At 59.6% G+C, this 24136-nt stretch carries 34 protein-coding genes; 20 read left to right on the top strand and 14 right to left on the bottom strand.

The genetic code is table 11. From position 1 onward, the window contains the following. On the bottom strand, positions 1-1029 hold the full coding sequence (gene hemE, locus OOZ52_RS10330; protein ID WP_274698442.1) for a uroporphyrinogen decarboxylase: 1029 nt from the start codon (positions 1027-1029) through the stop codon (positions 1-3). A gap of 303 nt (positions 1030-1332) precedes the next feature. On the opposite strand from hemE, the gene OOZ52_RS10325 reads away from it, so the two are divergent. The 10 genes from OOZ52_RS10325 (at position 1333) to OOZ52_RS10280 (ending at position 7819) form a co-directional block, all read left to right on the top strand. Continuing rightward, the gene (locus OOZ52_RS10325; RefSeq protein WP_274698441.1) at positions 1333-2178 is read left to right on the top strand and encodes a pyruvate, water dikinase regulatory protein; all 846 of its coding nucleotides are present in this window, start codon (positions 1333-1335) and stop codon (positions 2176-2178) included. After that, positions 2175-2753, top strand: coding sequence for a Maf family protein (locus OOZ52_RS10320; protein WP_274698440.1), 579 nt, complete (start codon positions 2175-2177; stop codon positions 2751-2753). The genes OOZ52_RS10325 and OOZ52_RS10320 overlap by 4 nt, the downstream gene beginning before the upstream one ends. Further along, positions 2750-3610: a shikimate dehydrogenase gene (gene aroE / locus OOZ52_RS10315; protein ID WP_274698439.1), complete on the top strand. Its 861-nt coding sequence runs from the start codon at positions 2750-2752 to the stop codon at positions 3608-3610. The genes OOZ52_RS10320 and aroE overlap by 4 nt, the downstream gene beginning before the upstream one ends. Continuing rightward, positions 3607-4218 carry a dephospho-CoA kinase gene (coaE, locus tag OOZ52_RS10310; RefSeq protein ID WP_274698438.1) on the top strand — a complete coding sequence of 204 codons (612 nt, stop codon included), beginning with the start codon at positions 3607-3609 and terminating at the stop codon, positions 4216-4218. The genes aroE and coaE overlap by 4 nt, the downstream gene beginning before the upstream one ends. Positions 4219-4242: 24 nt before the next feature. Further along, on the top strand, positions 4243-4929 hold the full coding sequence (gene dnaQ, locus OOZ52_RS10305; RefSeq protein ID WP_274698437.1) for a DNA polymerase III subunit epsilon: 687 nt from the start codon (positions 4243-4245) through the stop codon (positions 4927-4929). A gap of 55 nt (positions 4930-4984) precedes the next feature. Then, positions 4985-5554, top strand: a complete 570-nt coding sequence (gene hpf, locus OOZ52_RS10300) for a ribosome hibernation-promoting factor, HPF/YfiA family (RefSeq protein WP_274698436.1) — start codon at positions 4985-4987, stop codon at positions 5552-5554. Between the two features lie 116 nt (positions 5555-5670). Further along, positions 5671-6132 (top strand): PTS sugar transporter subunit IIA, encoded by a 462-nt coding sequence (locus OOZ52_RS10295; protein ID WP_274698435.1) that lies wholly within the window; start codon positions 5671-5673, stop codon positions 6130-6132. Continuing rightward, positions 6119-6592 carry a PaaI family thioesterase gene (locus OOZ52_RS10290; RefSeq protein WP_274698434.1) on the top strand — a complete coding sequence of 158 codons (474 nt, stop codon included), beginning with the start codon at positions 6119-6121 and terminating at the stop codon, positions 6590-6592. Before OOZ52_RS10295 ends, OOZ52_RS10290 begins: the two co-directional genes overlap by 14 nt. Before the next feature lie 18 nt (positions 6593-6610). Further along, on the top strand, positions 6611-6937 hold the full coding sequence (locus OOZ52_RS10285; RefSeq protein WP_274698433.1) for a DUF1491 family protein: 327 nt from the start codon (positions 6611-6613) through the stop codon (positions 6935-6937). A 225-nt stretch (positions 6938-7162) separates the two neighbouring features. Beyond that, positions 7163-7819, top strand: coding sequence for a cell wall hydrolase (locus OOZ52_RS10280; protein ID WP_274698432.1), 657 nt, complete (start codon positions 7163-7165; stop codon positions 7817-7819). 272 nt (positions 7820-8091) lie between these two features. Here the strand turns inward: OOZ52_RS10280 and xth are convergent, their stop codons facing one another. From xth to OOZ52_RS10265, 3 genes are read right to left on the bottom strand one after another with little or no spacing between them, the layout of a single operon-like run. After that, a complete protein-coding gene (xth, locus tag OOZ52_RS10275) occupies positions 8092-8877 on the bottom strand; it encodes an exodeoxyribonuclease III (protein WP_274698431.1) in 786 nt (261 codons plus the stop codon). 11 nt (positions 8878-8888) lie between these two features. Beyond that, positions 8889-9215: a HesB/IscA family protein gene (locus OOZ52_RS10270; RefSeq protein ID WP_274698430.1), complete on the bottom strand. Its 327-nt coding sequence runs from the start codon at positions 9213-9215 to the stop codon at positions 8889-8891. Between the two features lie 31 nt (positions 9216-9246). Further along, entirely contained in the window at positions 9247-9675 is a 429-nt protein-coding gene (locus OOZ52_RS10265; RefSeq protein ID WP_274698429.1) for a CBS domain-containing protein, read from the bottom strand. Between the two features lie 113 nt (positions 9676-9788). Between OOZ52_RS10265 and OOZ52_RS10260 the strand changes: the two genes are divergently transcribed. Continuing rightward, positions 9789-10091 carry a hypothetical protein gene (locus OOZ52_RS10260; RefSeq protein ID WP_274698428.1) on the top strand — a complete coding sequence of 101 codons (303 nt, stop codon included), beginning with the start codon at positions 9789-9791 and terminating at the stop codon, positions 10089-10091. On the opposite strand, the gene OOZ52_RS10255 is transcribed toward OOZ52_RS10260, so the two are convergent. The 4 genes from OOZ52_RS10255 to OOZ52_RS10240 are packed head-to-tail and all read right to left on the bottom strand — an operon-like array spanning position 10088 to position 12986. After that, on the bottom strand, positions 10088-10417 hold the full coding sequence (locus tag OOZ52_RS10255; protein WP_274698427.1) for a (2Fe-2S) ferredoxin domain-containing protein: 330 nt from the start codon (positions 10415-10417) through the stop codon (positions 10088-10090). The two genes, OOZ52_RS10260 and OOZ52_RS10255, sit on opposite strands and share 4 nt — an antisense overlap. Before the next feature lie 44 nt (positions 10418-10461). Continuing rightward, positions 10462-10935 (bottom strand): DUF2497 domain-containing protein, encoded by a 474-nt coding sequence (locus tag OOZ52_RS10250; RefSeq protein WP_274698426.1) that lies wholly within the window; start codon positions 10933-10935, stop codon positions 10462-10464. Then, complete coding sequence (locus OOZ52_RS10245; RefSeq protein WP_274698425.1) at positions 10936-12339, bottom strand: TolC family outer membrane protein; 1404 nt, start codon at positions 12337-12339, stop codon at positions 10936-10938. A 44-nt stretch (positions 12340-12383) separates the two neighbouring features. Beyond that, the gene (locus OOZ52_RS10240; RefSeq protein WP_274698424.1) at positions 12384-12986 is read right to left on the bottom strand and encodes a protein-L-isoaspartate O-methyltransferase family protein; all 603 of its coding nucleotides are present in this window, start codon (positions 12984-12986) and stop codon (positions 12384-12386) included. Positions 12987-13131: 145 nt separating this feature from the next. Between OOZ52_RS10240 and OOZ52_RS10235 the strand changes: the two genes are divergently transcribed. The 3 genes from OOZ52_RS10235 to OOZ52_RS10225 all read left to right on the top strand — a co-directional run bounded on the left by OOZ52_RS10235 (position 13132) and on the right by OOZ52_RS10225 (position 16733). After that, positions 13132-14646: a fumarate hydratase gene (locus OOZ52_RS10235; RefSeq protein ID WP_446698125.1), complete on the top strand. Its 1515-nt coding sequence runs from the start codon at positions 13132-13134 to the stop codon at positions 14644-14646. Between the two features lie 125 nt (positions 14647-14771). Further along, complete coding sequence (locus tag OOZ52_RS10230; protein ID WP_274698422.1) at positions 14772-15965, top strand: sensor histidine kinase; 1194 nt, start codon at positions 14772-14774, stop codon at positions 15963-15965. Between the two features lie 27 nt (positions 15966-15992). After that, complete coding sequence (locus tag OOZ52_RS10225) at positions 15993-16733, top strand: LytR/AlgR family response regulator transcription factor (protein ID WP_274698421.1); 741 nt, start codon at positions 15993-15995, stop codon at positions 16731-16733. 100 nt (positions 16734-16833) lie between these two features. Here the strand turns inward: OOZ52_RS10225 and OOZ52_RS10220 are convergent, their stop codons facing one another. After that, positions 16834-17133, bottom strand: coding sequence for a UrcA family protein (locus OOZ52_RS10220; RefSeq protein ID WP_274698420.1), 300 nt, complete (start codon positions 17131-17133; stop codon positions 16834-16836). A gap of 235 nt (positions 17134-17368) precedes the next feature. Between OOZ52_RS10220 and OOZ52_RS10215 the strand changes: the two genes are divergently transcribed. The 3 genes from OOZ52_RS10215 to OOZ52_RS10205 all read left to right on the top strand — a co-directional run bounded on the left by OOZ52_RS10215 (position 17369) and on the right by OOZ52_RS10205 (position 19025). Then, a complete protein-coding gene (locus OOZ52_RS10215) occupies positions 17369-17638 on the top strand; it encodes a hypothetical protein (protein WP_274698419.1) in 270 nt (89 codons plus the stop codon). Positions 17639-17690: 52 nt separating this feature from the next. Beyond that, positions 17691-18548, top strand: coding sequence for a metallophosphoesterase family protein (locus OOZ52_RS10210; RefSeq protein WP_274698418.1), 858 nt, complete (start codon positions 17691-17693; stop codon positions 18546-18548). Positions 18549-18632: 84 nt separating this feature from the next. After that, positions 18633-19025: a response regulator gene (locus OOZ52_RS10205; RefSeq protein WP_274698417.1), complete on the top strand. Its 393-nt coding sequence runs from the start codon at positions 18633-18635 to the stop codon at positions 19023-19025. An 86-nt stretch (positions 19026-19111) separates the two neighbouring features. Here OOZ52_RS10205 and rpsI read toward each other — a convergent pair whose 3' ends face one another. The 5 genes from rpsI to OOZ52_RS10180 all read right to left on the bottom strand — a co-directional run bounded on the left by rpsI (position 19112) and on the right by OOZ52_RS10180 (position 22436). Continuing rightward, a complete protein-coding gene (gene rpsI / locus OOZ52_RS10200; protein ID WP_274698416.1) occupies positions 19112-19636 on the bottom strand; it encodes a 30S ribosomal protein S9 in 525 nt (174 codons plus the stop codon). Next, entirely contained in the window at positions 19636-20115 is a 480-nt protein-coding gene (gene rplM / locus OOZ52_RS10195) for a 50S ribosomal protein L13 (RefSeq protein WP_274698415.1), read from the bottom strand. Before rplM ends, rpsI begins: the two co-directional genes overlap by 1 nt. 196 nt (positions 20116-20311) lie before the next feature. Continuing rightward, complete coding sequence (locus OOZ52_RS10190; RefSeq protein WP_274698414.1) at positions 20312-21049, bottom strand: hypothetical protein; 738 nt, start codon at positions 21047-21049, stop codon at positions 20312-20314. Between the two features lie 2 nt (positions 21050-21051). Continuing rightward, the gene (cutA, locus tag OOZ52_RS10185; RefSeq protein WP_274698413.1) at positions 21052-21384 is read right to left on the bottom strand and encodes a divalent-cation tolerance protein CutA; all 333 of its coding nucleotides are present in this window, start codon (positions 21382-21384) and stop codon (positions 21052-21054) included. Next, a complete protein-coding gene (locus OOZ52_RS10180; RefSeq protein WP_274698412.1) occupies positions 21381-22436 on the bottom strand; it encodes a COX15/CtaA family protein in 1056 nt (351 codons plus the stop codon). Before OOZ52_RS10180 ends, cutA begins: the two co-directional genes overlap by 4 nt. A gap of 117 nt (positions 22437-22553) precedes the next feature. Here OOZ52_RS10180 and OOZ52_RS10175 point away from each other — a divergent pair, with 117 nt between their 5' ends. Genes OOZ52_RS10175 through OOZ52_RS10170 form a run of 3 tightly spaced genes read left to right on the top strand, consistent with a single transcriptional unit; the run spans position 22554 to position 24008 of the window. Further along, positions 22554-22922 (top strand): MerC domain-containing protein, encoded by a 369-nt coding sequence (locus OOZ52_RS10175; RefSeq protein WP_274698411.1) that lies wholly within the window; start codon positions 22554-22556, stop codon positions 22920-22922. 21 nt (positions 22923-22943) lie between these two features. Beyond that, entirely contained in the window at positions 22944-23153 is a 210-nt protein-coding gene (gene thiS, locus OOZ52_RS12845) for a sulfur carrier protein ThiS (RefSeq protein ID WP_446698122.1), read from the top strand. Between the two features lie 54 nt (positions 23154-23207). Continuing rightward, positions 23208-24008 carry a bifunctional sulfur carrier protein/thiazole synthase protein gene (locus tag OOZ52_RS10170; RefSeq protein ID WP_446698121.1) on the top strand — a complete coding sequence of 267 codons (801 nt, stop codon included), beginning with the start codon at positions 23208-23210 and terminating at the stop codon, positions 24006-24008. Positions 24009-24136 lie beyond the last annotated feature (128 nt).

Raw genomic sequence — 24136 nt, 5'->3', positions numbered from 1 at the left:
TTACGCGCTCTCTTGCCCACGAACAACCGCCAGTAGGCGATCGACGTTCTCGATAGGCGTGGTCTTGTCGATTCCGTGACCGAGATTGAACACATGGGGTCGCTCGCTGAAAGCGTCAAGGATGGCCCTGGCATGGGTATCCAGGGCCTCCCCCCCCGCCAGCAGCTGCATCGGGTCACAATTGCCCTGTACAGGCATGTCAGCAGGCAATTGCGCGTTGATCCACACCGGGTCGGTGGTTTCATCAATACCGACCGCATCGACGCCCGTCTCGCGCGCATAGGCTGGCAGCTTGGCTCCCGCCCCTTTCGGAAAGCCGATGACGGGAATGCCCGGTCGCGCTTCATGGATGGCTGCGGCCAGCCGCGCGTTGGGGGCGATGACCCATTTCTCGAACTGCGCGGGGCTGAGTGAACCCGCCCAGCTGTCAAACAACTGCACCGCTTCAGCGCCCGCATCGATCTGTCCGATGAGATATTCCAGGCTCGCCGCCTCGATCGCATCGATCAGCGACTGGAACGCTGCCGGATCGCGATAGGCCAGCGATCGGGTCGCGCCGTGATCCTTCGATCCCTGCCCCGCCACCATATAGGTCGCCACAGTCCAGGGTGAGCCGATAAAGCCGAGCATGGTGACATGATCATCAAGCTGCGCCTTGCACAGCTCCACCGTTTTCCAGACCGGCTCGAAATGGTGATAAGCCTTCTCGAGGCTCTGCCATGCGCCATCGACGAGCGGTGGTGCTAGCCGCGGACCTTCGCCTGCTTCGAACCACAGGTTCTGCCCCAGCGCGTGCGGCACGATCAAAATGTCGGAGAACAGGATGGCCCCATCAAAGTCGAAACGGCGCAAAGGCTGCAAGGTGACCTCTGCTGCCGCCTCGCTATCATAGACCAGCTCGAGGAAACCGCCCTTGCTCGCCCGCAGCTCACGATACTCGGGCAGATAGCGGCCTGCTTGCCGCATCAGCCAGACCGGACGCCTTTCGGTTCGCGTTCCGCGCAGGTTTTCAAGCAGTGATCCGGGCATCCTGGAAGGGTCCAATCCAATAAATAAATATATTAATAGAAGGATTCTGATGTTTGTTGGGCCTGTGGATTGCGGGGAAATCGCGCAATCACCGGAATCCTTCCATGAGACTGTGGTGGAATCCGCGCATCGACTCGTTGGTCTTCCGCGTCAAGCAAAGCTTCTCCCCGTTACTCACAGCCTGCGGAAAGAATCCGGCTTGTGCGGATTTCCCTGCGCGCGAATCAGCCGGGAGCGGGGGTGGAATTGCATCACCATCTTGTCCGCAATTCTCTCCCGTGGTTTATGCAGCCACATATCCACATGGCCAAGCTGCACCTCCACCTCCTGTCCGACTCCACCGGTGAAACGCTGGAGATGATCGCCAAGGCTGCGCTCGCGCAGTTCGACGATAGCGATATCAAGCGTCATTTCTGGCCGATGGTGCGCTCGCGCCAGCACCTTGACCGAACAATCGACGAGTTCAAGGCCAATCCCGGATTGGTTCTGTATACACTGGTGAATGCCGATATCCGCGAGCAGTTGGAAGAGCGATGCCGGGCTTTGGGCATCGACCATGCCGATGCACTGGAGACGATTACCGAAGCGCTCGAAAAGCAGCTAGGCCAAGCCGCCAAAGGTCGTCCGGGTCGCCAGCACAAGATGGACGCAGCCTATTTTGCTCGCGTCGATGCCATCCAATTTACTATCGCGCATGATGACGGGATTGGGTGGGAGAACTGGGAAGAGGCCGACATTGTCCTCGCGGGCGTATCGCGCACATCGAAGACGCCGACCAGCATCTATCTCGCCAACCGTGGTTTCAAAGTGGCCAACATCCCCCTGGTCGTAGAAAGCCCGCCGCCTGATACGCTCTACCGTCTCAAGCACCCGATGGTTGTCGGCCTTACCACGGCGCCGCAGCGGCTGGTGCAGATTCGTCGCAACCGGCTGCTCTCGCTGAATGAGAACACCGAGACATCCTATGTCGATGAAGAGCGGGTGAAGAACGAGGTGGCTTTTGCCCGCCGCATGTTTGCCGACAACAGCTGGCCGGTGATCGACGTAACACGCCGCTCTATTGAGGAAACGGCGGCGGCGGTCATCCGTATCTATCAGGAGCGTGAAGGTCGCGATGTCCCGCCAGCCGTGGGACCCAAGCCGATATGATCGTGCTCGCATCCAAGTCCGCTTCTCGGCAGACGATGCTGCGTGATGCAGGCATCGCCTTTGAAGCCCGCCCCGCCGATCTCGATGAACGCGCGATCGAGGCCTCGCTGGAAGGTGCAGCGCCGGGAGACATCGCGCTCGCACTGGCAGAGGCCAAGTCGCTCGCGGTGGACGAGCCGCTCGTGCCGGTGCTGGGCTCGGATTCGCTGGTTGTCGTTGACGGCAAGCGGTTCGACAAACCGACCGACAAGGACAATGCCGCCGAACATCTGCGCTTCTTTTCGGGCAAGGTGATGGAGCTACATTCTGCTGCTGCCCTGGCGCGCGGTGGAGAAGTGGTGTGGAACCATGCCGCGCTTGCTCGCTTGCATGTGCGCGAACTTTCGGAAGGCTTCATCGAAAGCTACCTTGAGCGCGAGTGGCCGGAAGTCGGCTACTGCGTTGGCGTCTTTCGGATCGAGGCGCTGGGCGTCCAATTGTTCGAGCGGATCGAAGGCGACAATTTCACCGTGCTGGGCATGCCCCTGCTCCCCGTGCTGGGCGCGCTGCGTGATATGGATGAGCTGCCGAAATGAGCCAGCCCTACGCAGAGGTGATCGGTGATCCGATTGCACAATCGAAATCGCCGCTCATCCATAAGTACTGGCTGGAAAAGCTCGGGCTCGACGCCGACTACCGCGCGCACCATGTGACGCCGGAAGAACTCGCCGACTACATCGCTGCACGGCGCGAGGATCCTGACTGGCGTGGGTGTAATGTCACGATGCCGCACAAGCAGGCGGTAGTGGAACATCTCGACCGGCTGGAAATTGGCGCCGAGCTAGTGGGGGCGGTGAACACGGTGACGCGGCGCCACAATGGTGCACTGATCGGGACGAACACCGATGTTGAGGGTTTCCTCGAGCCGCTGCGCGAGCGGCTGGCAGACAAGCACTACTTCCGCATGGCGCGCATTCTCGGCACGGGCGGCGCGGCCAGAGCGATTGCTGCGGGGCTGGCCGAACAGGGCTTCACGCTGGTTATCGCCGGACGGAGCGTTGGCAAGGCGCGCGCTTTGCTCGAGGCGATTGATCCCGAGGGCCAGCATCACGCCGCACCGCTCCAGCACTTTGCCGAGCCGACCGATTTTGCCTTCGATGATCGCGAGGGCTGTCTCGATCTGGTGGTCAACGCGACTTCGCTTGGCATGGAAGGGCACGAACCACTTGCATTCGACATGTCCCATGCGCCGCCGGGAAGCGTCTTTTATGACGCTGTCTATCATCCGCTCGAAACGGACTTGCTGAAACGCGCTGCGGAAGCGGGTTTTGGCACAATCGATGGCTTGTCGATGCTCATCGGACAGGCTGCCATCGCGTTCGAGCGCTTCTTTGGTGCGTGCCCTCCACGCGAAGACAGTGACGCGGAACTGCGCCGGATACTGACGTCATGACCGCACCGGATCGTCCTTTCATTCTCGGCCTCACCGGCTCCATTGCGATGGGCAAGAGCACCGTTGCGGCGATGTTCGCCGACTGCGGTGTGCCGGTATTTGATGCCGACGCCGAAGTCCGCGCGATGCAGAGCCCCGGCGGCGAGCTGCTGCCGGCAATCGAAGCGGCGTTTCCCGGCTCGACCGGGCCCGATGGGCTCGACCGGGCTATGCTTGGTTCGATCGTGTTTGCCGACAAAGATGCCCTGGCACGGCTCGAAGCTATTGTGCATCCTGCTGTCGCCAAACGCCGGGAAGCGTTCCTGGCTGACCATTCGGAAGCGCCGATTGTGCTGTTCGACATCCCGTTGCTGTTCGAAAAGACCGGAGAGGACACGGTCGACGCGGTAGTAGTCGTGTCTGCTCCCGAAGACATCCAGCGAAAGCGCGCTCTTGCTCGTGAAGGCATGACGGCGGAAAAGTTCGAAGGCATTCTTGCCAGCCAATTGCCCGACGCTGCCAAGCGTGCCCGCGCCGACCATGTCATCGACACCGGCACTACGCTCGCCGAAACGCAAAAGGCAGTGGAGGACCTGGTGGACAAGCTCTCAGAGGACTTGCGCGATTAGCCCAGCGCGCGCGATAGACTACCCATGCGCGAGATCATCTTCGATACCGAAACCACCGGTCTTGATCCCAAGACCGGAGATCGCATGGTCGAAATCGGTTGCATCGAGATGGTCAACCGGGTGCTCACGGGCGAAAGTTTCCACGCCTATTACAATCCGGAACGCGACATGCCGGCGGAAGCCGAGAAGGTGCACGGCCTTTCTGCGAGCTTCCTGTCCGACAAGCCGCTGTTCAAAGACGGTGCGCAGGACCTTCTGGCGTTTCTTGGTGATGCCCCGTTGGTGGCGCACAATGCGCAGTTCGACTTTGGCTTCCTCAACTACGAGCTGGAGACGCTGGGGCTGGAGCCGGTCAGCCATGATCGCATGGTGGACACACTAGCGATCGCCCGTCGCCGTCATCCGGGGGCCAAGCATTCGCTCGATGCGCTGTGTTCGCGTTATGGCGTGGATCGCTCGCACCGCGTGTTGCACGGGGCGCTGCTGGATGCCGAACTGCTGGCGCAGGTCTATGTCGAGCTTATGGGCGGACGCCAGATCGGCCTTCAGCTCGCGGCCGACAACACTCAGGAAGAGCGTGTTGAAACCGCCGTGTTCGCTCCGAAAACGGGCGAGTACCGCGCCCCGCGTCCACACGCTGCCAACAAAGAAGAACTTGCGCGACATGCCGCATTTCTGGAATCTTTGGATTCTCCGCTCTGGACCTCGTGAGTCGCACTCCCCACATAGAGCGGAACTAGGAAGCTTACCCAGGAGAACCCCCCTTATGGATATTCGCGTGTCGGGACATCAAGTCGATACCGGTGTAGCGCTGCAAGAGCATGCATCAGACCGCCTCAACGGCATCGTCGACAAACATTTCAGCCGCGCGATTTCATCCTCGGTTACCTTCGGAAAGGCGCCGGCGAGCGCTTTTGCCGCCGATATCGTTCTGCATGTGAATCATGGCCTTATCCTGAAAAGCCACGGTCAGGCACATGATGCGCACGTTGCGTTTGACCAGGCAGCGGACAAGATTGAGAAACAGCTTCGTCGCTACAAGCGTCGCCTGAAAGACCGGCACGAACAGGCTGCCCATGCGGTGGCGGAAGAAGAAGCTGCCTATACGATCTTCGCGGGCGAAGAGCCCGAGAGCGAAGCGGTTGTCGAAAACGATTCGCCACCGATCATCGCTGAAACACGCATCGATGTACCCGAAGTCAGCGTGTCAGACGCGGTGATGCTGCTCGATTTGCGCCACACAAATGCGCTGTTTTTCAAAAATGCTGGCACTGGCAGACATAATATGGTCTACCGCCGCGACGATGGATCGATCGGATGGGTCGAACCGTCCTGATTTTCGCCGCATTATAGCGTTAGCGGAAAGCAAACCAGAAACTTCAACCGTTCCTGCTCGCTGAGCGCCCAGAAGGGTCGCGGAGGCATTAGCAGGGATGTGAAACGATAAGAGCAATGAATTCCAATTTTGTTTTGAAGCCTGAATCGGTTGCTTTGACGAGTGCCGAAACAAAGCGTGAAATTCTCGAACTGGTTGCGCAGACCTTTGCCAAGGCGTGGGATCTCGACGCATCACTGGTGCTTGAACATCTTGAAGAGCGTGAGAACCTTGGCAGTACCGGATTTGGCCGCGGTGTTGCCATCCCGCATGCGCGTTTTCCTGGCATCAATCGTCCGATTGCAACTGTCATCAAGCTCGAAAAGCCGGTCGACTTCAATGCGGCAGACGGATTGCCTGTCGATCTGGTGTTCGGGCTCCTGTCTCCGGAAAGCTGCGGCGCAACCCATCTCCACGCACTGGCAGCGGTTTCGCGCCTGATGCGTGATGAGCGGATGCACGATGCGCTATCGGATGCACCCACGGCTGAGGCGCTTTACAGCCTCGTCAATAATGTGACGGACCGTGACGCCGCCTGATACTGGCGGTGATGGCGGGCAAACGGCCCATTTTCGCGCGCTGGAGCAGCTCTATGCTTCTGCGCCGATTAACGCATTGTTTGAATCGCGGCTGGAAATAGCCGAGCCTGGTCGCTCGCGCATTACCTTCACTGCGAGTGAGAAGCATTTCCACGCTGCTGGTGCGGCGCACGGCACGCTTTATTTCAAGATGCTTGATGATGCTGCTTTTTACGCGGCAAACTCGCTGGTGTCGGACCGATTTCTACTCACGACGGGCTTCAATCTCCATTTCACCAAGCCTATTCGTGGCGGAACCGTGATTGCGGAGGGGCGCTGGGTCAGCGGGAAACGCCGTGTCTTTATCGCAGAAGCGCATCTGATGGATGAAGAGGGCGACGAGATTGGGCGTGGGACAGGTACTTTCATGCGCTCCCACATCGCGCTCTCGGGTCTGCCCGGATATCACCAACCGGAGTGATTCCCTTGGATGTCAAAAATGGATGATCGCATCCCCGTCCATCTGGAGGTGACTGGCCTTATCCGCGCCGTGCAGGCCGAAGGCGGCTTTGCAACGGTGCTGGCAAAGGGTGAACCCGACGCCGGGACATTAATGATTATATGTTGCGAAAATGGAACAAAATTGCGCGCTTACGAAAGAATGCCGCAACTCGATGGCACGCGAACCTGGTCGCTCTCAAAAGAGCAAGATACTGATAATAAGTCAGATTTTAGTGATTTTATGGCCCGTAGGCAACGGCAGGATAGCGACCTCTGGATTCTTGAGCTGGATGTCGCAAATCCAGAACGTTTCATCGGAAACTAACTTCACAATAATTGACACTCAACAGTTTGTCGCTATCTGGCCCGCGACCTTCCGGAAAGCGTATGTTGTTTAGTCACCGCAATGCGGCGGTGCCTTGCAGCGCGCAGACGGGGAGTTGACCTGCAGGTCCCCATTGGGATGGGCAGCGGTATAGAGACGGCACCAGGAAGTTCGCCGCAACCGCAGATCTGCTTTGGTCGCTCACCGCCGTGAGTTAAGGGATCGATGAAGATTACTTGGAAACGGGCTGGGGCCCTCGCCCTGGTCAGCACTGTGATTGCGAGCAGTTTCGGTACCGCCACCAGCGGCGCCATCGCACAAGACCAGACCGTTCCGGCAGCTGCCGAACAGGTCGCAACAGATTTTGAAGCACCGCAAGACGCCGCCGAACCGCAAGTCCGGTTTGTTGCCAGCGAAGTGGTGCAGGATGTTCCGGAAGAGCCGGAAGTCCAAACCGTTGACGCAGCATCGCTCCGCGATCTCGTCGCAACCGTCGACACATCGGGTGAAATGTCGCGCGAAGTGATGTGCCTGGCACAGGCCGTCTACTTTGAATCGCGCGGTGAACCCCTTGATGGCCAGCTGGCCGTGGCGCGCGTGATCATCAACCGTGCGGAAAGTAACCGCTTCCCGGACGATTATTGCTCGGTCGTGACCCAACGTTCGCAGTTCTCCTTCGTGCGCAACGGTCACATTCCTACCCCGAACGCAGGTTCATCGGCATGGGGCCGCGCCAAAGCGATCGCCCGCATTGCACACCGCGACATGTGGGAAAGCGAGGCCGACGACGCGCTTTATTTCCACGCTACGCATGTGCGCCCAAGCTGGGCCCGCCGCATGACGACGCGTGCGCGCATCGATAATCATATTTTCTATCGGTAGTTTGTTTTGCGAAAGCGCCTCCGCGCTTTCGTCCTCGCTAGATGCGCAGGCAAGCTGCGCCCGCTGCGGGCGGGCAGTCGCCCTTACCCTCGGCTAAGCGCCGAGCGAGCTCCGCGACATGGTAGCTGGCGTGGAATGGTATCGGGCGCGACTAGCGACCGACAGAGCCCGACCGGGCGACCGCAGGTGCCGCGCACCCTGAGCTTGCCGAAGGGTGAGCGAATAGCACCGAGGACGAAGCTGCGGATGCAGCTTCATGAGACAAACAGCTCCTAATCTCTAATCTCTACCCAGATTGGCGCGTGATCGCTGGCCTTTTCCCGGCCGCGATGGTCCTTGTCGACGCCAGCTGCGACCAGCCGGTCTGCGGTCTGGGGTGACAGGAGTAGGTGATCGATGCGGAAGCCGTGATCGCGCTGCCACGCACCGGCTTGATAGTCCCAATAGGTCCAGACCCCACCACGTGGGTTCAATGTGCCTAGTGCATCGGTCCAGCCATCGTTGAGAATACGCGAGTAAGCTTCGCGCGACTCAGGCTGCATCAACGCATCGCTCGCCATCGCTTGCACCGACCAGACATCATTATCGCGCGGAATTACATTGAAGTCGCCCACAACGACCGTCGGAATTTCCTGCTCGAGCAATTCGCGCATGCGCGCTCGCAGCAACTCCATCCACGCTAGCTTGTAATCGAACTTTGGCCCGGGACGTGGATTGCCATTGGGCAGGTAGAGATTGACAACGCGCACGCCGTTCACATCGGCCTCGAGATAGCGCGCCTGCTCGCCTTCGCCTTCCTTCGGGCCATCAATGCCAAGGCCGCGCTTGACCTCAACAGGTTCCTGGCCATCGACCAGGATAGCTACACCGTTGAAGCTCTTCTGCCCGTGCCAGATAGCCTTGTAACCGAGCTCTTCGAATTCGGATGCCGGGAAGTTCTCGTCTTGTGACTTGATCTCCTGCAGGCAGGCAACCGTTGGCCTCGTCTCCGCAAGCCATTCCTTCAGGCGCGGCAGACGCGCCTTGATACCGTTGATATTGAAACTGGCGATCTTCATCGCCGCTGACTTTAGATGCCGAAGCTGGAACCGCAACCGCAACCGGCAGCGGCATTCGGATTTTCCACCCGGAAAGCCGCACCGCCGGGTGATTCGACGAAATCTACGACGCTTCCGGCAACCAGGTCGAGGCTCACGGGATCGACTACCAGTTTCACGCCTGAGGTCTCGCTTACCGAGTCATCATCTTCGGGCTCGCCAAGATCGAACTTGTACTGGAAGCCGGAGCAACCCCCTCCTTCAACCGAAAGGCGCAGGATAGCAGGTCTACCCTGCTTCTCGGCGATAGCGGCAACGCGTGCTGCAGCATTTTCGCTCAAGGTAAGTCCGGATGTCATGGGTGCGATGTAGGGAGCCTGCGCCCCGGCCTCAAGCCGAAGTGATATATTCGCGCATCTGTTCGGCTTCCGCCTCGATCATATCCATCCGGTATTTCACCAGATCTCCAATCGAAACGAACGCGATCATCCGCTCGCCTTCTACTACGGGCAGGTGGCGAATCCGGCGCTTTGTCATCATGGACAGCGCTTTCAGAACATTGGCGCCGGGATCGATGGTGATGGCAGGTGATGTCATCACTTCACCTACTGCCTGATGCAGCACATCTGCTCCATCGCGCGCTACGCAATAGAGCAGATCGCGCTCCGAGAAGATTCCGACGACGCTCTCCCCTTGCATCACGGGCAATGCGCCGATGCGCTTCTCGGCAAGCAACCCTGCAGCATGCTGGACACTGTCCATGGGTGTGCAGGACAATACCGCTTCATTGCGATTGGCGATGAGGTTGGCGATGGTCATGGCTGCGCTCCTTGGTCCCTATGCGATGAATATGACACGAAAGGCGGGCAACCGCCAGATCGGGACTATTCGCTGCATTGCATCGACCGCGCGCAAGGGGCATGAGCGCGGCCATGATACGCAAATCGCCTTTGGATGATCCCGAAACCGCAGCCCATGCATGGGCGCGATACCGGCGACTGATGCGCTTCATGATGGGGCTGACGCTGGGTGTCGTCATCATTGCGCTGGCCATCATCTACAAGCAGGTCGAGGACGTATCGCCCCACGTCTTTATTGCGGCCGCGCTGGGCATCGGATTTTCAATGCTTCTGATGAGTGCGCTGATGGGTCTGGTATTTCTTTCGAACGGTACCGGGCACGACGAATCCGTCGACAACTCGCTGGACGATCTCGATCCCAACAATCGTCGCTAAACAGGCGGGTTCAGCATGAACTGCTCGACCGGCTTTCCGCCGATCAGGTGCTCCTGAATGATTCGCTCGAGCACTTCTTCGGTACAGGAGTGGTACCAGACGCCATCGGGCTGGACGACGGCAACCGGGCCGGCTGCGCAGACCTGCAGACAATCGGCCTTGGTCCGCTGGACGCCGCCGCCGCAGACGAGACCGAGCTCTTTCAAGCGCCGTTTGAGATATTTCCAGGCGCGCTCACCAACCTCTCGCTGGCAGCATTTCTGCTTTTCGGACATCGCGCAGATGAAAATATGGCGCTCGGCACTGACCGCGCCGACCTTTGTCAACGCAGCTTCGGCTCTCGCGATTTCTTCTAGGGAATGAGGCAGGGTTAGCGCTTTTTGCCCGCGATCCGGGCGATTTCGGCCTTCACGAGCTGCTCCACCATGTCGGGCAGGTTGGCATCGAGCCATTGCGCAAGCATCGGGCGAAGCATTTCACGCACCATGCCTTCGAGCGAGGTTTCACCCGACCGGACAATCTGCGGCTTGGCAGGCGGTTCGGACAGCATCGAAAGCGCGGCGAGCGATTTGCGCATGGCATCGGCCGCCTGATCATTGGTCAGCGAAGCATCGACTTCCGCAGCTTCCTCTTCCTCGATTGGTGCACCGGCTTCGCTGAGGTCGAGAATTTCGTCCGCGTCATCATCCGCAGAATCGAGCGCAAAAGCGCTGCGTTCAAGCGGCGACACAACCGGCGATTTGCGCGGCGAAGGAGACTTTTCCTCCTTCACCGAATCGCGATCAATCACTCGCTTGATCGATTCGAGGATTTCCTCGACCGACGGTTCGCCTTCCTGACGCATCTAGTCCCCCGATGGTTCGTTAACCGATATCTCACCATGTTGCGCCGGGATGTCAACGGTGCGTGAGCTTGTGGCAACGGGCTGCGGGTCACGCTGCCAATCCCAGATGATCCCGCGCACGCGATCGTAATTGTCGATGGGATTGTATAGCGGACCTTCGTCCTCCAGCCCCAGATCGCGCGCTTCGGCACGCCCCATTGCAGCAAGCAGTGTAAAGCCGGCGACATAGGCGTTGCGTCGTGCGGTGACGAGCTGGACCTGTGCGTTGAGCAGTTCCTGCTGCGCATCGAGAATGTCGAGAATGGTACGATTACCGACGGTATTTTCGGCGCGCACGCCCTCAAGGCTCAGCTCGGCGGCATCGACAGCAGCTTCACTCGATACGATAACAGCATTGGCCGCACGCCAGCTTGAAAAAGCCGCACGGACCTGCGCGATCACGTTTCGCTCGACGGCAATGGCGTTTTCGAGGGCGGCGCGCTCAAATGCGCTCGCCTGGCGTTGCTGGGCGGCGGGACGGCCGCCCTGGAAAAGCGGAATGGAGACTTGCGCGCCAACGGTCAGGTCAGTCCCGGAATTGCTACCACTGGGAAGCGTGCCAAGAAAATTCTGATAGTCGGTCGACGCGAACAGGCTCAGCCGCGGCAGACGGCCCGATCCGGCAACTTCGGTGTCAAATCCTGCCGCTTCTGCCGCTTCGCGCGCGGCAATCAGGTCGGGGTTGTGTTCCAGCGCAACATCAACCGCATCGTCGGGGGTGGCTGGCAGACCGGGCAGCGGAGGCGGGGCCTGCAGATCAACCGGGGGAAGGCCTGTGAGTGCCAGATACTGCTCGCGCGCATTTACCAGATTGGCCTGCGCATTCTGCAGATTGCCCTGTGCAACTGCGAGACGGCTTTGCGATTGCGCCACGTCTGTGCGCGTCAGATCGCCGATCTCGAACCTGTCGGACGTTGCCTGCAAGTTGATATCGAGAACTTCGACATTGTTGGCCGAGAGATCCACCAGAGCTTCGTTGAGGATCACGTCCATGTAGGCGGCGACAACCTGCGAGAAAATGAAGCTCTCGGTCCCGCGCAAGTCGGCGCGCCCGGCTTCGACCCGGTTCTCTGCAGCCAGAATGCCGTTGCGCACCGCACCACCCTGATAGACAGGCACGTTCAAACTTACATTGCCGCGCACCAGCCTTTGCGGCGAAACAACCGCGGGTGTGCTCTGCCGCACGAGTTCGGAGAAACTGCCGCTTGCATCGACGCCCGGCAGACCGGACGCGCGCTGGATAACCACCGTCTCGTCGGTCGCACGCAACTGCGCACGTGCCGCAGCGAGAGACGGGTTGTCGTTATAGGTGCGGACCAGCGCCTCTTTCAGCGTTTCGGCCGAGACCGGGGTAGTCAGCATCATGCTCCCGGCGAGCAGGCCAGCTATAATTCGCCGGGTGCGCATGATTAGAAGCTCCAGCCTTTGGGTTTGTCGAATGCGGCGATCTGCGGCATGCCGATATCGTGGACCGGCAGCAGCGAAACGCCGCTGTCGCTCTTGCGCCCTACGGCAATGCGGGTGACGCCATTGGTGGTGAGGCCGGTGACAATGCGCGCACCTTCGGCAAGGCGATTGGCGAGCTTGGTGGGCACTTCTTCAACAGCGCCGTCGATCAGCAGCAGGCTAGCACCCTTGCCTTTGCGCCCGGACTTGAGCGCATCTTCGGGCGAGATAACGGTCATTTCGGCAACCAGCGGACCCACCAGTTCGGGAAGGTAGCCCGAGCCGTTATCGACGATGAGCACGTGCTCATCCGCCTGCGGCTCGGCTTCCTGCAGCATCATGCCGTGAACCAGCGGAGATGCGAGCGCGCCGCCATCCAGGCGAATGGCGCGGTCCATATAGGCTGCGCTCTGCTTGGTGGCGGGAACATGCTTCTCGCGCGGCACAACACTCATGCGCTTCAGCACGAATTCGGCGTTGACGCCGCTGGTGCGCAGTTGGCTTTCGATCATCGCACGGCGAGCGCGGGCGAAAGTGTCGGTTTCTGTCATTTCGGCAGTGGTCACGTAGTCAATTCCCGTGGCAAATTCTTGTCTCGTCAACTCGTTGGTGCCTTAGGACTTGCTAGCCCCGTCGCCAAGGGCTTTGACCTTTTGGGCGGGGAATGCCTAAGGGGTCTCGACCAACTGGAGTGACAAAACGATGAGCGACATGATTTCCATTACCGAGGAAGACCTGATCGAAACGATCCAGGATGCGCTCCAATACATCTCCTATTACCATCCGATGGACTACATTCAGGCGCTGGGTGAGGCCTATAAGGTGGAGAAAGGCCCGGCGGCCAAGGATGCCATCGCGCAGATCCTGACCAACAGCCGCATGTGCGCCGAAGGGCACCGCCCGATCTGCCAGGACACCGGCATCGTCAACGTCTTCCTGAAATGGGGCCAGAACTGTCGCCTCGTCTCCGACAAGAGCCTGCAGGACGTGGTCGATGAAGGCGTACGCCGCGCCTATAATTTTGAGAAGAACAAGCTCCGCGCGTCTATTCTGGCCGATCCGGCATTCACTCGCCGGAACACACGCGACAATACGCCATGCGTGCTGAGCGTGGAGATGGTGCCGGGCGACACGGTGGAAGTCGATGTTGCGGCAAAGGGCGGCGGCAGCGAGAACAAAAGCAAGTTCAAGATGATGAACCCAAGCGATAATATCGTCGATTGGGTGCTCGAACAGATCCCCAGCATGGGCGCGGGCTGGTGCCCGCCGGGGATGCTCGGCATCGGTATCGGCGGCACGGCAGAGCATTGCATGAAGCTCGCCAAGCAATCGCTGATGGATCCCATTGATATGGCGCAGCTAAAGGAGCGCGGCGCACAGACCGATATCGAGCAGCTACGCATCGATATCTTTAATGCAGTGAATGCTCAGGGCGTTGGCGCGCAGGGTCTTGGTGGCCTTTCCACCGTGCTTGATGTGAAAATCCTCGACTGGCCGTGTCATGCCGCAGGCAAGCCCGTCGCGATGATTCCCAATTGCGCAGCCACCCGCCATGCGCATGTCACGATGGACGGTTCCGGCCCTGCCTATATCCCGCAGCCCGATCTTGATGCCTGGCCGGATGTGCAATGGGAGCCGGATGCGGAAGCCAAACGCGTCGATCTCGACAATCTGACGCCGGAGGAAGTCGCAAGTTGGAAGCATGGCGACCGACTTCTCCTGAGCGGCGCGATGCTCACGGGGCGCGATGCGGCACACAAGCGCATTCACGACATGATGCAGAAGGGCGAAGAGCTGCCCGTCGAGTTCAAGGGCCGTGCGATCTATTATGTTGGCCCGGTTGATCCGGTGATGGGCGAAGTTGTCGGCCCTGCCGGACCGACCACGGCCACGCGGATGGACAAGTTTACCGAAATGATGCTCGATCTCGGCCTGCTCGCCATGATTGGCAAGGCCGAACGCGGGCATGATGCGGTTGAAGTCATCAGTCGCTTCAAGGTCGCCTATCTAATGGCCACGGGGGGCGCGGCCTACCTTGTGGCGCGGGCGATCAAAGAAGCGAAAGTGGTCGCTTTCGAGGATCTTGGCATGGAAGCGATCTACGAGTTCACTGTGAAAGACATGCCAGTGACGGTCGCGGTCGATAGCGAGGGCAACAACGTTCACACGCTCGCCCCGTTGCACTGGCGCGAAAAAATCCGCGAAGAGGGGCTTTTGAAGGCGTGATTCTGTTCGGAATCGCGCTTTTCACCACCAAAAACCCTTCGTTTCATCGACCAGCGTTGCTCTTGTTTCGATAGAAACCACCTCGCGGGGTGGGGATTTATACCTGGGGCAGCTAAACGGGCAAAATGGAAATGGTAGAATCCAAAAAGGCCGTGGCGCGTGTTCCGTTCAAGATCGTGCTGGCCTCTGTTGTCGGACTTTGGGCGACATACCTCGCGCTTATGACGCTGCGCGCGGAAATGCTTGGCATGGACAATGCCGGACTGATGTTCGAGCGGCGACTGATCACCTGTTCGGCTGGCGTCATAATTACGCTCGGACTGTGGGTCGTGTTGCGCCCGTTTGATGCGCGTCCGCTATGGGCCAAGATCGCTGCCGCGCTGGTTTTTGCTCTTCCCGCGGCCTTGCTCAGCATGCAGGCAAACCGCCTCGTTTTTGCCGATCTGCAGTCGCAGTTGAACGAGAAGGTCCTGCAGGAACTGGTGGAAACCAGCGGCGCAGCTGATGCTGCCGAGGTTGATGAAGAACGGCTCGAAGGCATCAGCCAGTTTATGCAGCGCGGCAATGTCCAGTACATCGTCGAGATTACCTTTAGCCGCTATTTCATGATGCTGGCGTGGTGTGCGCTCTATCTGGCGCTGCTTTCGGGTGAGCGCGCGCGCGTGGCTGAGCGGCGGGAACAGCAGTTCCGCAATGCGGCCAAGGCGGCAGAGCTGAAATCGCTGCGTTATCAGGTCAATCCGCACTTCCTCTTTAACACGCTCAATTCGCTCTCCGCCCTGGTGCTTACGAGCAAGACGCAGGCAGCGGAGAAGATGATCCAGATGATCAGCACGTTTTATCGTCGCAGTCTGGCGGACGACACGACAGCCGATGTACCGCTGCGCGAAGAAGTCGCCCAGCAGAAGCTCTATCTGGATATCGAGTCGGTGCGCTTTCCCATGCGACTGGTGGCCGAATACGATATTCCTGAAGAGCTGGAGAGCGCGCTTATTCCCGGCATGATTCTGCAGCCGCTGGTGGAAAATTCGGTGAAGCATGCAGTGGCTCCTTCTACGGGGCAGGTGACCATCACGCTTTCTGCGCGCGAGGAATATGGGCGACTGGTCGTGACCGTGTCGGACAATGGCACCTCGGCTGCGCAGAACGAAGAAGTGCGGCCCGGCTTTGGCATTGGCCTCAACAATGTTCGTGAGCGGTTGGAAGCGCGCTTCGGCAACGAAGCGACGGTTGTTTCCGGCCATGCGCCCGAAGGCTTCACCACCCATATCCGTCTGCCGCTGAAACGCATCAAAGAGCGTGAAAAGGTTGCCGCATGACGCTTCGACAAGCTCGGGACAATCGGTATGAATGATAATCCGCCCACTCTACGCACGCTGATCGTTGATGATGAACCGCTCGCGATCGAGCGGATGCAGGTACTGTGTGCCGAGATGCCGCAACTGACGGTTGTCGGCACCGCCAATGATGGCGAATCCGCACTTCGCTTGGCGGAAAAGCTGTCACCAGACCTGTTGCTGCTCGATATGACCATGCCCGGCATGGACGGTCTGCAGGTGGCCAAGGCGGCGAAGGATCAAGACACCAATCCGGCGGTTATCTTCGTGACTGCGCACGAGAATTTCGCTGTTGAAGCTTTCGACCTCGAAGCGATCGACTACGTTCTCAAACCTGTCGCGTCAGACCGTCTCGAACGTGCTATCGAGCGCGCGCTAAATCGCCGCGGCGAGAGCGGAGAAGCGGAAGATGACGATCAGTGGCTTTCCGAATTCTGGGTGCCGCACCGCTCTGAACTGCTGCGCATCGAGGCGGCCGAAGTTTTCCGCATTGATGCCGAGCGCGACTATGTCCGCCTGCATGTCGGTGACACGAGCTACCTGCTGTTGCAGACCATTGCGGGCCTTGAAGAGAAGCTCGACCCGGAAAAGTTCATCCGCATCCACCGTTCAACCATTCTGCGCCGCGACTTTATCCGCGGATTGAAGCATGAAGGGCTGGGTGTCTGGTGTGCCGAACTGGAAGATGGTGAGGAGCTGCGCATCGGGCGCACCTATCTCAAGCGCGTAAAGGCCATGGCCGGGCGCTGATACTCGCGCGCCCTGTAATCAACTCCCAAAACTGTGATCTCCAAGGAAAAGGGCGCCTCCGGGGGGGAAGGCGCCCTTTAGGGGGTCTTGCTTGGCAAGGTTATTCGCCGAACACGACCACCAGGTTATCTTCGACGCGTTCGCGCGCCTCGGTCACACATTGGCGTGTTTCCTGGCTGCGAATGCGCGTGCCGGTCTCATGCTCATTGAAGCCACAGATCTGCCGTGCGGCGCGCTCGATCCGGAAGTTGAGCGTTTCAACGCCTTCATCGGTCGATAGGTCGAGGTCGGCGTACGATACGCTTGTAGTACGGCCCTGGTCCTGGGCTTCAGCGATGGCGGGTGAAAGCACTATGCCAGACGTGGCGACGGCAAGTGCCAAAGCAGAAAGTCGTTTCATTGGGGGGTCTCCATCCTTCCTCCTCTGTCCCGGAAGGAGGGTCGCACCGCAGCCGGTGGGACTGGAACGGCTGCGGTGCGATTTGGGGTATATGCCGGGCTACAGATGTAATCTTCCCGGACTCGATATGCGGGGATGCGGTTTCGACGAGCGATTCCAGCGTCCGACCAACGACATTTTACACCCGACCAAGTGCGCATTGCCCTTTCACGGAGACTGCGGCAGAATCACGCTCATGGTTTTCATCATCGTTACCCTTCTTCTCGGCATGGGAAACTTTGCCTGGCACCGTGCCGTTCTTGAAAGCGGCCACCGGATGGTGAGCGATATGCCACCTGAATCGCGACGCACGTTTCGTTTGTTCAGCCTTGCACTGGAGTTCTTGCTGTTGTGCGGCGCCCTTTATGCCGTGCGGCTGGGCCATACGCATTGGTTGTGGGCCTATCTGGGTTATTCCGCGATCAATGCCGGGGCTGCATGGTTGATCCTCAAGCGCAAGATCTGATGCCATTTGGCACTGGCGATGGCGGGGCACATGCTGCTAGCGCGGCTGCACCATGACCGCGCCCAAGCTCCTCTTTCATCTCTCCGATATCCATTTCGGGCTGGAGGACAACGAAGCGCTCGACTGGGTCGAACGGGAAATAGCGTCGCGCCAGCCTGATGCGGTGGCCATCACTGGCGATCTGACGATGCGTGCACGGCACCATGAATTTGCTGCAGCAGAGAAATGGATCCACTCCTTGCCCGTCCCGGTAACGGTTGAGCCGGGCAATCACGATTTGCCTGCCTATTACCTTCCCGAACGATATTTTCGTCCGCTCAACCGTTTCGAAGCCTTTCGCGATGTTGTGGAGCGGCGGATCGAACTTCCAGGTCTCGCTCTTGTCCCGCTCAACACCAATGTTCCCGCACAGCCGCGGCTCAACTGGTCCAAGGGGCGGGTGACTAAGGCAGCGCTGGCGGATTGCCTGCGCCAGGTGGACGCCCTGCCTGATGGCATGCGTGCGCTGGTGACGGTCCATCACCCACTGCGCGAGACGGGCACACGAGGCACCGCGCTGACGCGCAACGGCAGTCTTGCCCTGGAGGAGCTCGCGAAGCGCAATGTGCTCGGCGTGATGTCGGGCCATGTCCACGATCCGTTCGATATCATGGAAGACACACCGCACGGCCCCGTCCGGATGATTGGAGCAGGCACATTGTCGCAGCGCATACGCTCGACTCCGCCCAGCTTCAACGAGCTGACCTGGGACGGCGAAGAGCTCGATGTGCGTGTGCGCACACTGGGCGATATCGACACGGCTGACATGCAGATTGACGATGTCCCACCTGACGCCATGCCGCCACGCGAGCCGGGAGAACCGGTAGCGCCGGTCGGCAATGTGCCGCGAACGGACCCTCCGGTGCACTAGACTGGCTCAGTTTGCCCCTGTTTGATGGCATTTGGGCGCAATCGTCGGGAACGCACGCCTGACCTACGGCATTTTACATAGGTCATGACGAAGGTGCTGATTGTCGAAGACGACTTGTTGAACCGCATGTTCTACGAGGCGGTCTTCCAGCAGCGCGGCTATCAGCTGATGGTCGTGGACGATGGCGCACATGTGCTCGATGCGGTCGATCGGTTTGAGCCTGACCTCATCACGATGGACATCCACTTGCCACATGTCTCGGGCCGCAAGCTGATCCGCCAGATCAAGCGCAATCCTGATACCAAGCATATTCCGATTATCGCGATCACTGCCTATGCTGGCCAGCGTGACGAGCAAGAAATTCGCCGAGCTGGGGCGAGCAGCTATCTGGCGAAGCCTCTCGGGATCGATCAGCTCACGCGCGAAGTGGATGGGCTGCTGGCGGGCGCGGACGAAGAGGCCGAAACGCATCACTGAATGCAAAAAGGGCGACCCTTCGTGGGGGCCGCCCTTCGCATTTTCCTCCGTCGAGGAAACTGGTGAGAGGCTTTCGCCTCCGAAACTTAACGCTTCGAGAACTGGAAGCTACGACGTGCTTTCGCGCGGCCATACTTCTTGCGCTCAACCACGCGGCTGTCGCGGGTGAGGAAGCCAGCGGCCTTGATCGTGGCACGCAGAGCCGGTTCGTAGCGGGTCAGTGCCTGGCTGATGCCGTGCTTGACTGCGCCGGCCTGGCCCGAGAGGCCGCCTCCGGTCACGGTTGCAACAACGTCATACTGGCCTTCACGCTCCGAAATAGCGAACGGCTGGTTGATCACGAGGCGCAGCGTCGGACGTGCGAAATACACTTCCTGATCCTTGCCGTTCACGGTGACCTTGCCGGTGCCGGGCTTCAGCCAAACGCGTGCGGTAGCGTCCTTACGACGACCGGTTGCATAGGCGCGGCCCTGTGCGTCGATTTCCTGCTCACGCAGCGGCGTGCTGGGAACTTCGACATTGGCCTCAACTGCGTCGGCTGCAGGAGCGTCACCAACGACTTCCTTCAGATCGGACAGATCCGAAGCGGTGTTCTTCTCTTCGGTAGCCATTATGCGGACACCTTGTTCTTGCGGTTCATCGAGGCAACGTCGAGCACTTCAGGCTTCTGGCCTTCATGCGGGTGCTCGGTGCCGTTGTAGAGGTGCAGGTTCTTCATCTGCGCACGGCCCAGCGGGCCGGTCGGGATCATGCGCTGCACAGCCTTCTCAAGCACGCGCTCCGGGAAGCGACCTTCGAGAACCTTCTCGGCAGTCGTTTCCTTCAGGCCACCCGGGTAACCGGTGTGCTTGTAGTAAACCTTCTTGGCAGCCTTGTTGCCGGTGAACTTCACCTTGTCGGCGTTGAGAACGATGACATGGTCACCGCAATCGACGTGCGGAGTGAAGCTCGGCTTGTGCTTGCCGCGCAGAATGTTGGCGATGATCGTTGCGAGACGGCCTACGACGAGACCTTCGGCATCAACGATGTGCCACTTTTTCTCGACCTCGGCCGGCTTGATTGACCGGGTGGTCTTGCTCAGAGCCTTCATGGCTTGTGATTCCTGTTATTCGTGTGCGAACTTTGTCGTGGCTTTGGTCCGGCAATATCCTGCGAACAGAATCATGTTGGTCCGGAGCCAGCGAAGGCGCGCATTTGTCGCTTTACCCCCGCGAAGTCAAGCAAATCCGCGCTATTGCGGAGAGGTAAAATGATACCGTATGCGGAAAGCAGTTGCTATTCCCCCGTCAAACCGGGGTCAACGACCATTCCTCGCGGGTGGTTCTTTCGCTGCCGTCGACTGCCGTGACAATCTCCCGCACGGCGGTAGACATCAGCCCGGTTTGCGGATCAAGCTGACCATCGAACAACGTTTCCACGCGTCCAGCAGCACCGTCAGGCAAAGCGATGACCTGCTGCGTACGGCGGGGCAGACTGGCGGGAGCAAACAGATCATGCGGCATGTGCGCCGTAATCCCCTGTCCGGTATTGTGCAGAGCGGCGACGAACAACCGCGCCTGCTCGCGCTCGTCTTCAGGCATGGGCAATCGTGCGATGGCGGACAGAGCCTGCTCTACAGCTGCCTCTATCTGTTCCTCTCCCAGACGATCCGAGTTGACTGATTGAATCTGTCCGAATGGGTTGAGCTCAAGGGGAAACAGCCCGCTTTCATCGCGCTGCTGTTCCAGCTCGGCAAAGCTGCTTAGCGCATCCGGTGCGTTGACCGAAACATCGCTCTGCCGTCCGGAAATCAGGTAGCCTTCGGCAATCTGGCTGAACTCAACCGTAAAGCCGCGCGAGACGCGAAAGCTTTGGCCATCCACCAGATCGCGCTCCACGATGCGACAAAACCGCATCGGACGCGTCGGTGGAGCGATACGACTGCCGGTGTCGATCTGACTTGCGCTGACCTTGGTCGATAGGATGGCGGCGAGTGCACTGGCAATCGCGAGGCGTATAGAACCGCGGCGGTCCATCCTGCTCATAGCTACTCCCCTCCCCGTATCTGATCTGCCAACCAGCCCAGAGTCGCCGGCGGCGCGGCATCTACGGGCCAACCCATAATGGCGGGGGTATCGTAAGTATGCAATTGCTCAAGTCGTGCCACGGCTTTTTCGAGACAGGCGTGTGTCGTCTTGAATAGCACGCCTACTTCCTGACCGCTTTGCACAGCGCCTTCCCAATGAAACACCGCCATCACATGCGGGAGAATGTTGGCGCAGGCGATCAGCCGTTCTGACAGTAATGTCTCCGCCACTTCTCGCGCGGACGCCTCATCGCCAAACGGACACCATATCAGTGCTGCACCAGCTTCACTCATACACGCCTGCCTAGCACATGGGCACCCCAGGCGAATGCGCCGACCAGCAGGGCGCCGACCACCTGATGTGCCACGGCTATCCATAGCTCCACCCCGGTCATAACGGTTGCAATACCGAGTAGGATCTGGGTTCCGAAAGCCGAATGGATAGCAATGGAAGCCCGTCGAACAATCGACCTTACCTTGCGCGCCATGACGGTCAACGCCACGACTGCGACCCAGGCCCACCAGCGATGAACGAAGTGAATCCAGAAAGGATCGTAGAGGGATGCCCAGATAATTCCATTTGTCCAGTTGGCTTCGGGAACTATGCGCCCCTGCATAAGCGGCCAGGTATCGGACACCAGCCCGGCGTTCAGCCCCGCGACCCATGCTCCAAACAGCAACTGCACAAACAATATCACGCCCGCGATCCATGCCAATGGCGTCAATGTGGCGGGCCGCGTGTTGCCCTTTGCCCATTGTCGCAGATCGAGCGCAGTCCAGATCAGCCCTCCGAAAGTGAAGAAGGCCGTGAGGAGGTGGATCGACAGCCAGAAATGCGAAACATCAGTCATCTCGGTGGAGAGGCCTGATCGAACCATGAACCAGCCGAAGGCACCTTGCAGTCCGCCAAGCGCGAGCAGCGCGAGCAGGCGCGGCTTGTACCCGGCGGGGATGGCCTGCTTGATCCAGAACCACGCGAGCGGTAGCGCGAAAGCGAGGCCGATTAGCCGTCCGAGAAGACGGTGGAACCATTCCCAGAAATAGATGAACTTGAACGCCGCCAGATCCATTCCTGCGGGGCCGGTAACGTTCTGATATTCGCCCGTGGCTTTATAGAGGTCGAACTCTGATTGCCAGTCGGCTTCGTTTAGCGGGGGCAGCGCGCCGGTTACCGGTTTCCACTCGGTAATCGAAAGGCCGCTTTCAGTGAGGCGCGTAATCCCGCCGACAGCCACCATAATCAGCACAAGTATTGCGACACAAAAAAGCCAGTTGGCAATCGCGAGGGGGCGAAGAGTCGGGAACTTTGCCGACTCGGTACTGTGCGAAAGGGAAGTTGCATTCATGGGCGGCCATTTGCGCGCTCCACGGCGGATTCGCAAGCCGCACCAACGGGCAGGTGCAAAGCCCACACGGGTGATTCCGCCCTTGCGCAATGATACAGCATAACATACATAGCGATCATGGCTCAGTTCGCACCATGGATTCGCGGCAAGATGGACCGTGTCGGCATCTTTTTGTCGGCGCTTTGCCTCTTGCACTGCGTGGCCGGACTGGTGCTCGTCGCCGGATTGGGCCTGGGCGCGACTTTCCTGCTCGATCCGGCGATTCATCGCTTTGGCCTGCTGCTCGCCACTCTTGTTGCTGGCGTTGCAATCGGGCTTGGTGCGGTACGTCACCGGCGCCGGACGCCATTCGTGGTGGCGATGACCGGGCTGTCTTTCATGGGCGGTGCACTGGCCGTGGGCCACGGCACTGAAGAGGCGGTGCTCACGATGATTGGTGTGGGCCTCGTTGCCGCCGGCCACATCCTGAACTTGCGCAAGGCCTGACAGGCCCTATCTGCATTGCTGATGGCTCAGCAGATTACTCTCACTGTGAACGGCGATGCGCGGAAGACGGCCGCTGCAACGATTGCCGACTTTGTGCGAGAGCTTGGGCTTGAGCCGCAGAAGGTCGCGGTCGAGCACAACGGTGAGATTTCACCGCGCTCCGGGCTTGAAGCTGCTGCGCTAACCGATGGCGACCATCTGGAAATCGTACACTTCGTTGGTGGCGGCTGAGTCCCGGCCTCGAGAGCCTTGCAACGCAAAGGACAGCCCATTACCGCCGCGCGCATGAGCGAAGCAGAAACGAATCCGAACAATACCGATGACAGCTGGGAAGTCGCTGGGCAGCGCTTCAACAGCCGCCTGATCGTGGGCACCGGCAAATACAAGGACTTTGCGCAGAACGCTGCAGCCGTCGAGGCATCAGGCGCAGAAATCGTCACCGTGGCGGTTCGCCGGGTGAATATTTCCGATCCCAGCCAACCCGTGCTGATGGACTACATCGACCCCAAGAAGACAACCTATCTGCCGAATACGGCGGGGTGCTTCACAGCAGACGATGCGATCCGTACGCTGCGGCTGGCACGTGAGGCTGGCGGCTGGGACCTCGTTAAGCTCGAAGTGCTGGGCGAAGCGCGCACGCTCTACCCCAACATGGTCGAGACGATCCGCGCATGCGAAGTGCTCGCCAATGAAGGCTTCAAGCCGATGGTCTATTGCGTCGACGATCCGATCGCCGCGCAGCAGCTCGAAGAAGCGGGTGCAGTAGCGATCATGCCCCTGGGTGCACCCATCGGCTCGGGTCTCGGAATCCAGAACCAGGTTACGATCCGGCTCATCGTTGAAGGTGCGAAAGTGCCGGTCTTGGTCGATGCCGGAGTTGGCACGGCTTCTGATGCCGCGGTGGCTATGGAGCTCGGCTGCGACGGCGTGTTGATGAACACCGCCATTGCCGAGGCCAAAGACCCGATCCGCATGGCTCGCGCAATGAAGCTCTCGGTCGAAGCAGGGCGCGAAGCCTACCTTGCGGGCCGTATGGGGCGCAGAAAGTATGCCGATCCGAGTTCGCCGTTGGCGGGTTTGATCTAGTTTGTTTTTTGCATCGACCTCCGTCGATGCGTCCTCGCTAGATGCGCAGGCAAGCTGCGCCCGCTGCGGGCGGGCGGTCGCCCTTGCGCTCGGCATTCGCCGAGCGAGCTCCGCGACACGGTAAGCAA

This window comes from Aurantiacibacter sp. D1-12 (assembly GCF_028858515.1).
GTDB lineage: Bacteria > Pseudomonadota > Alphaproteobacteria > Sphingomonadales > Sphingomonadaceae > Alteraurantiacibacter.
The sequence above is the reverse complement of the archived record's forward strand: the minus strand, read 5'-3'. Positions and strand labels throughout refer to the sequence as shown.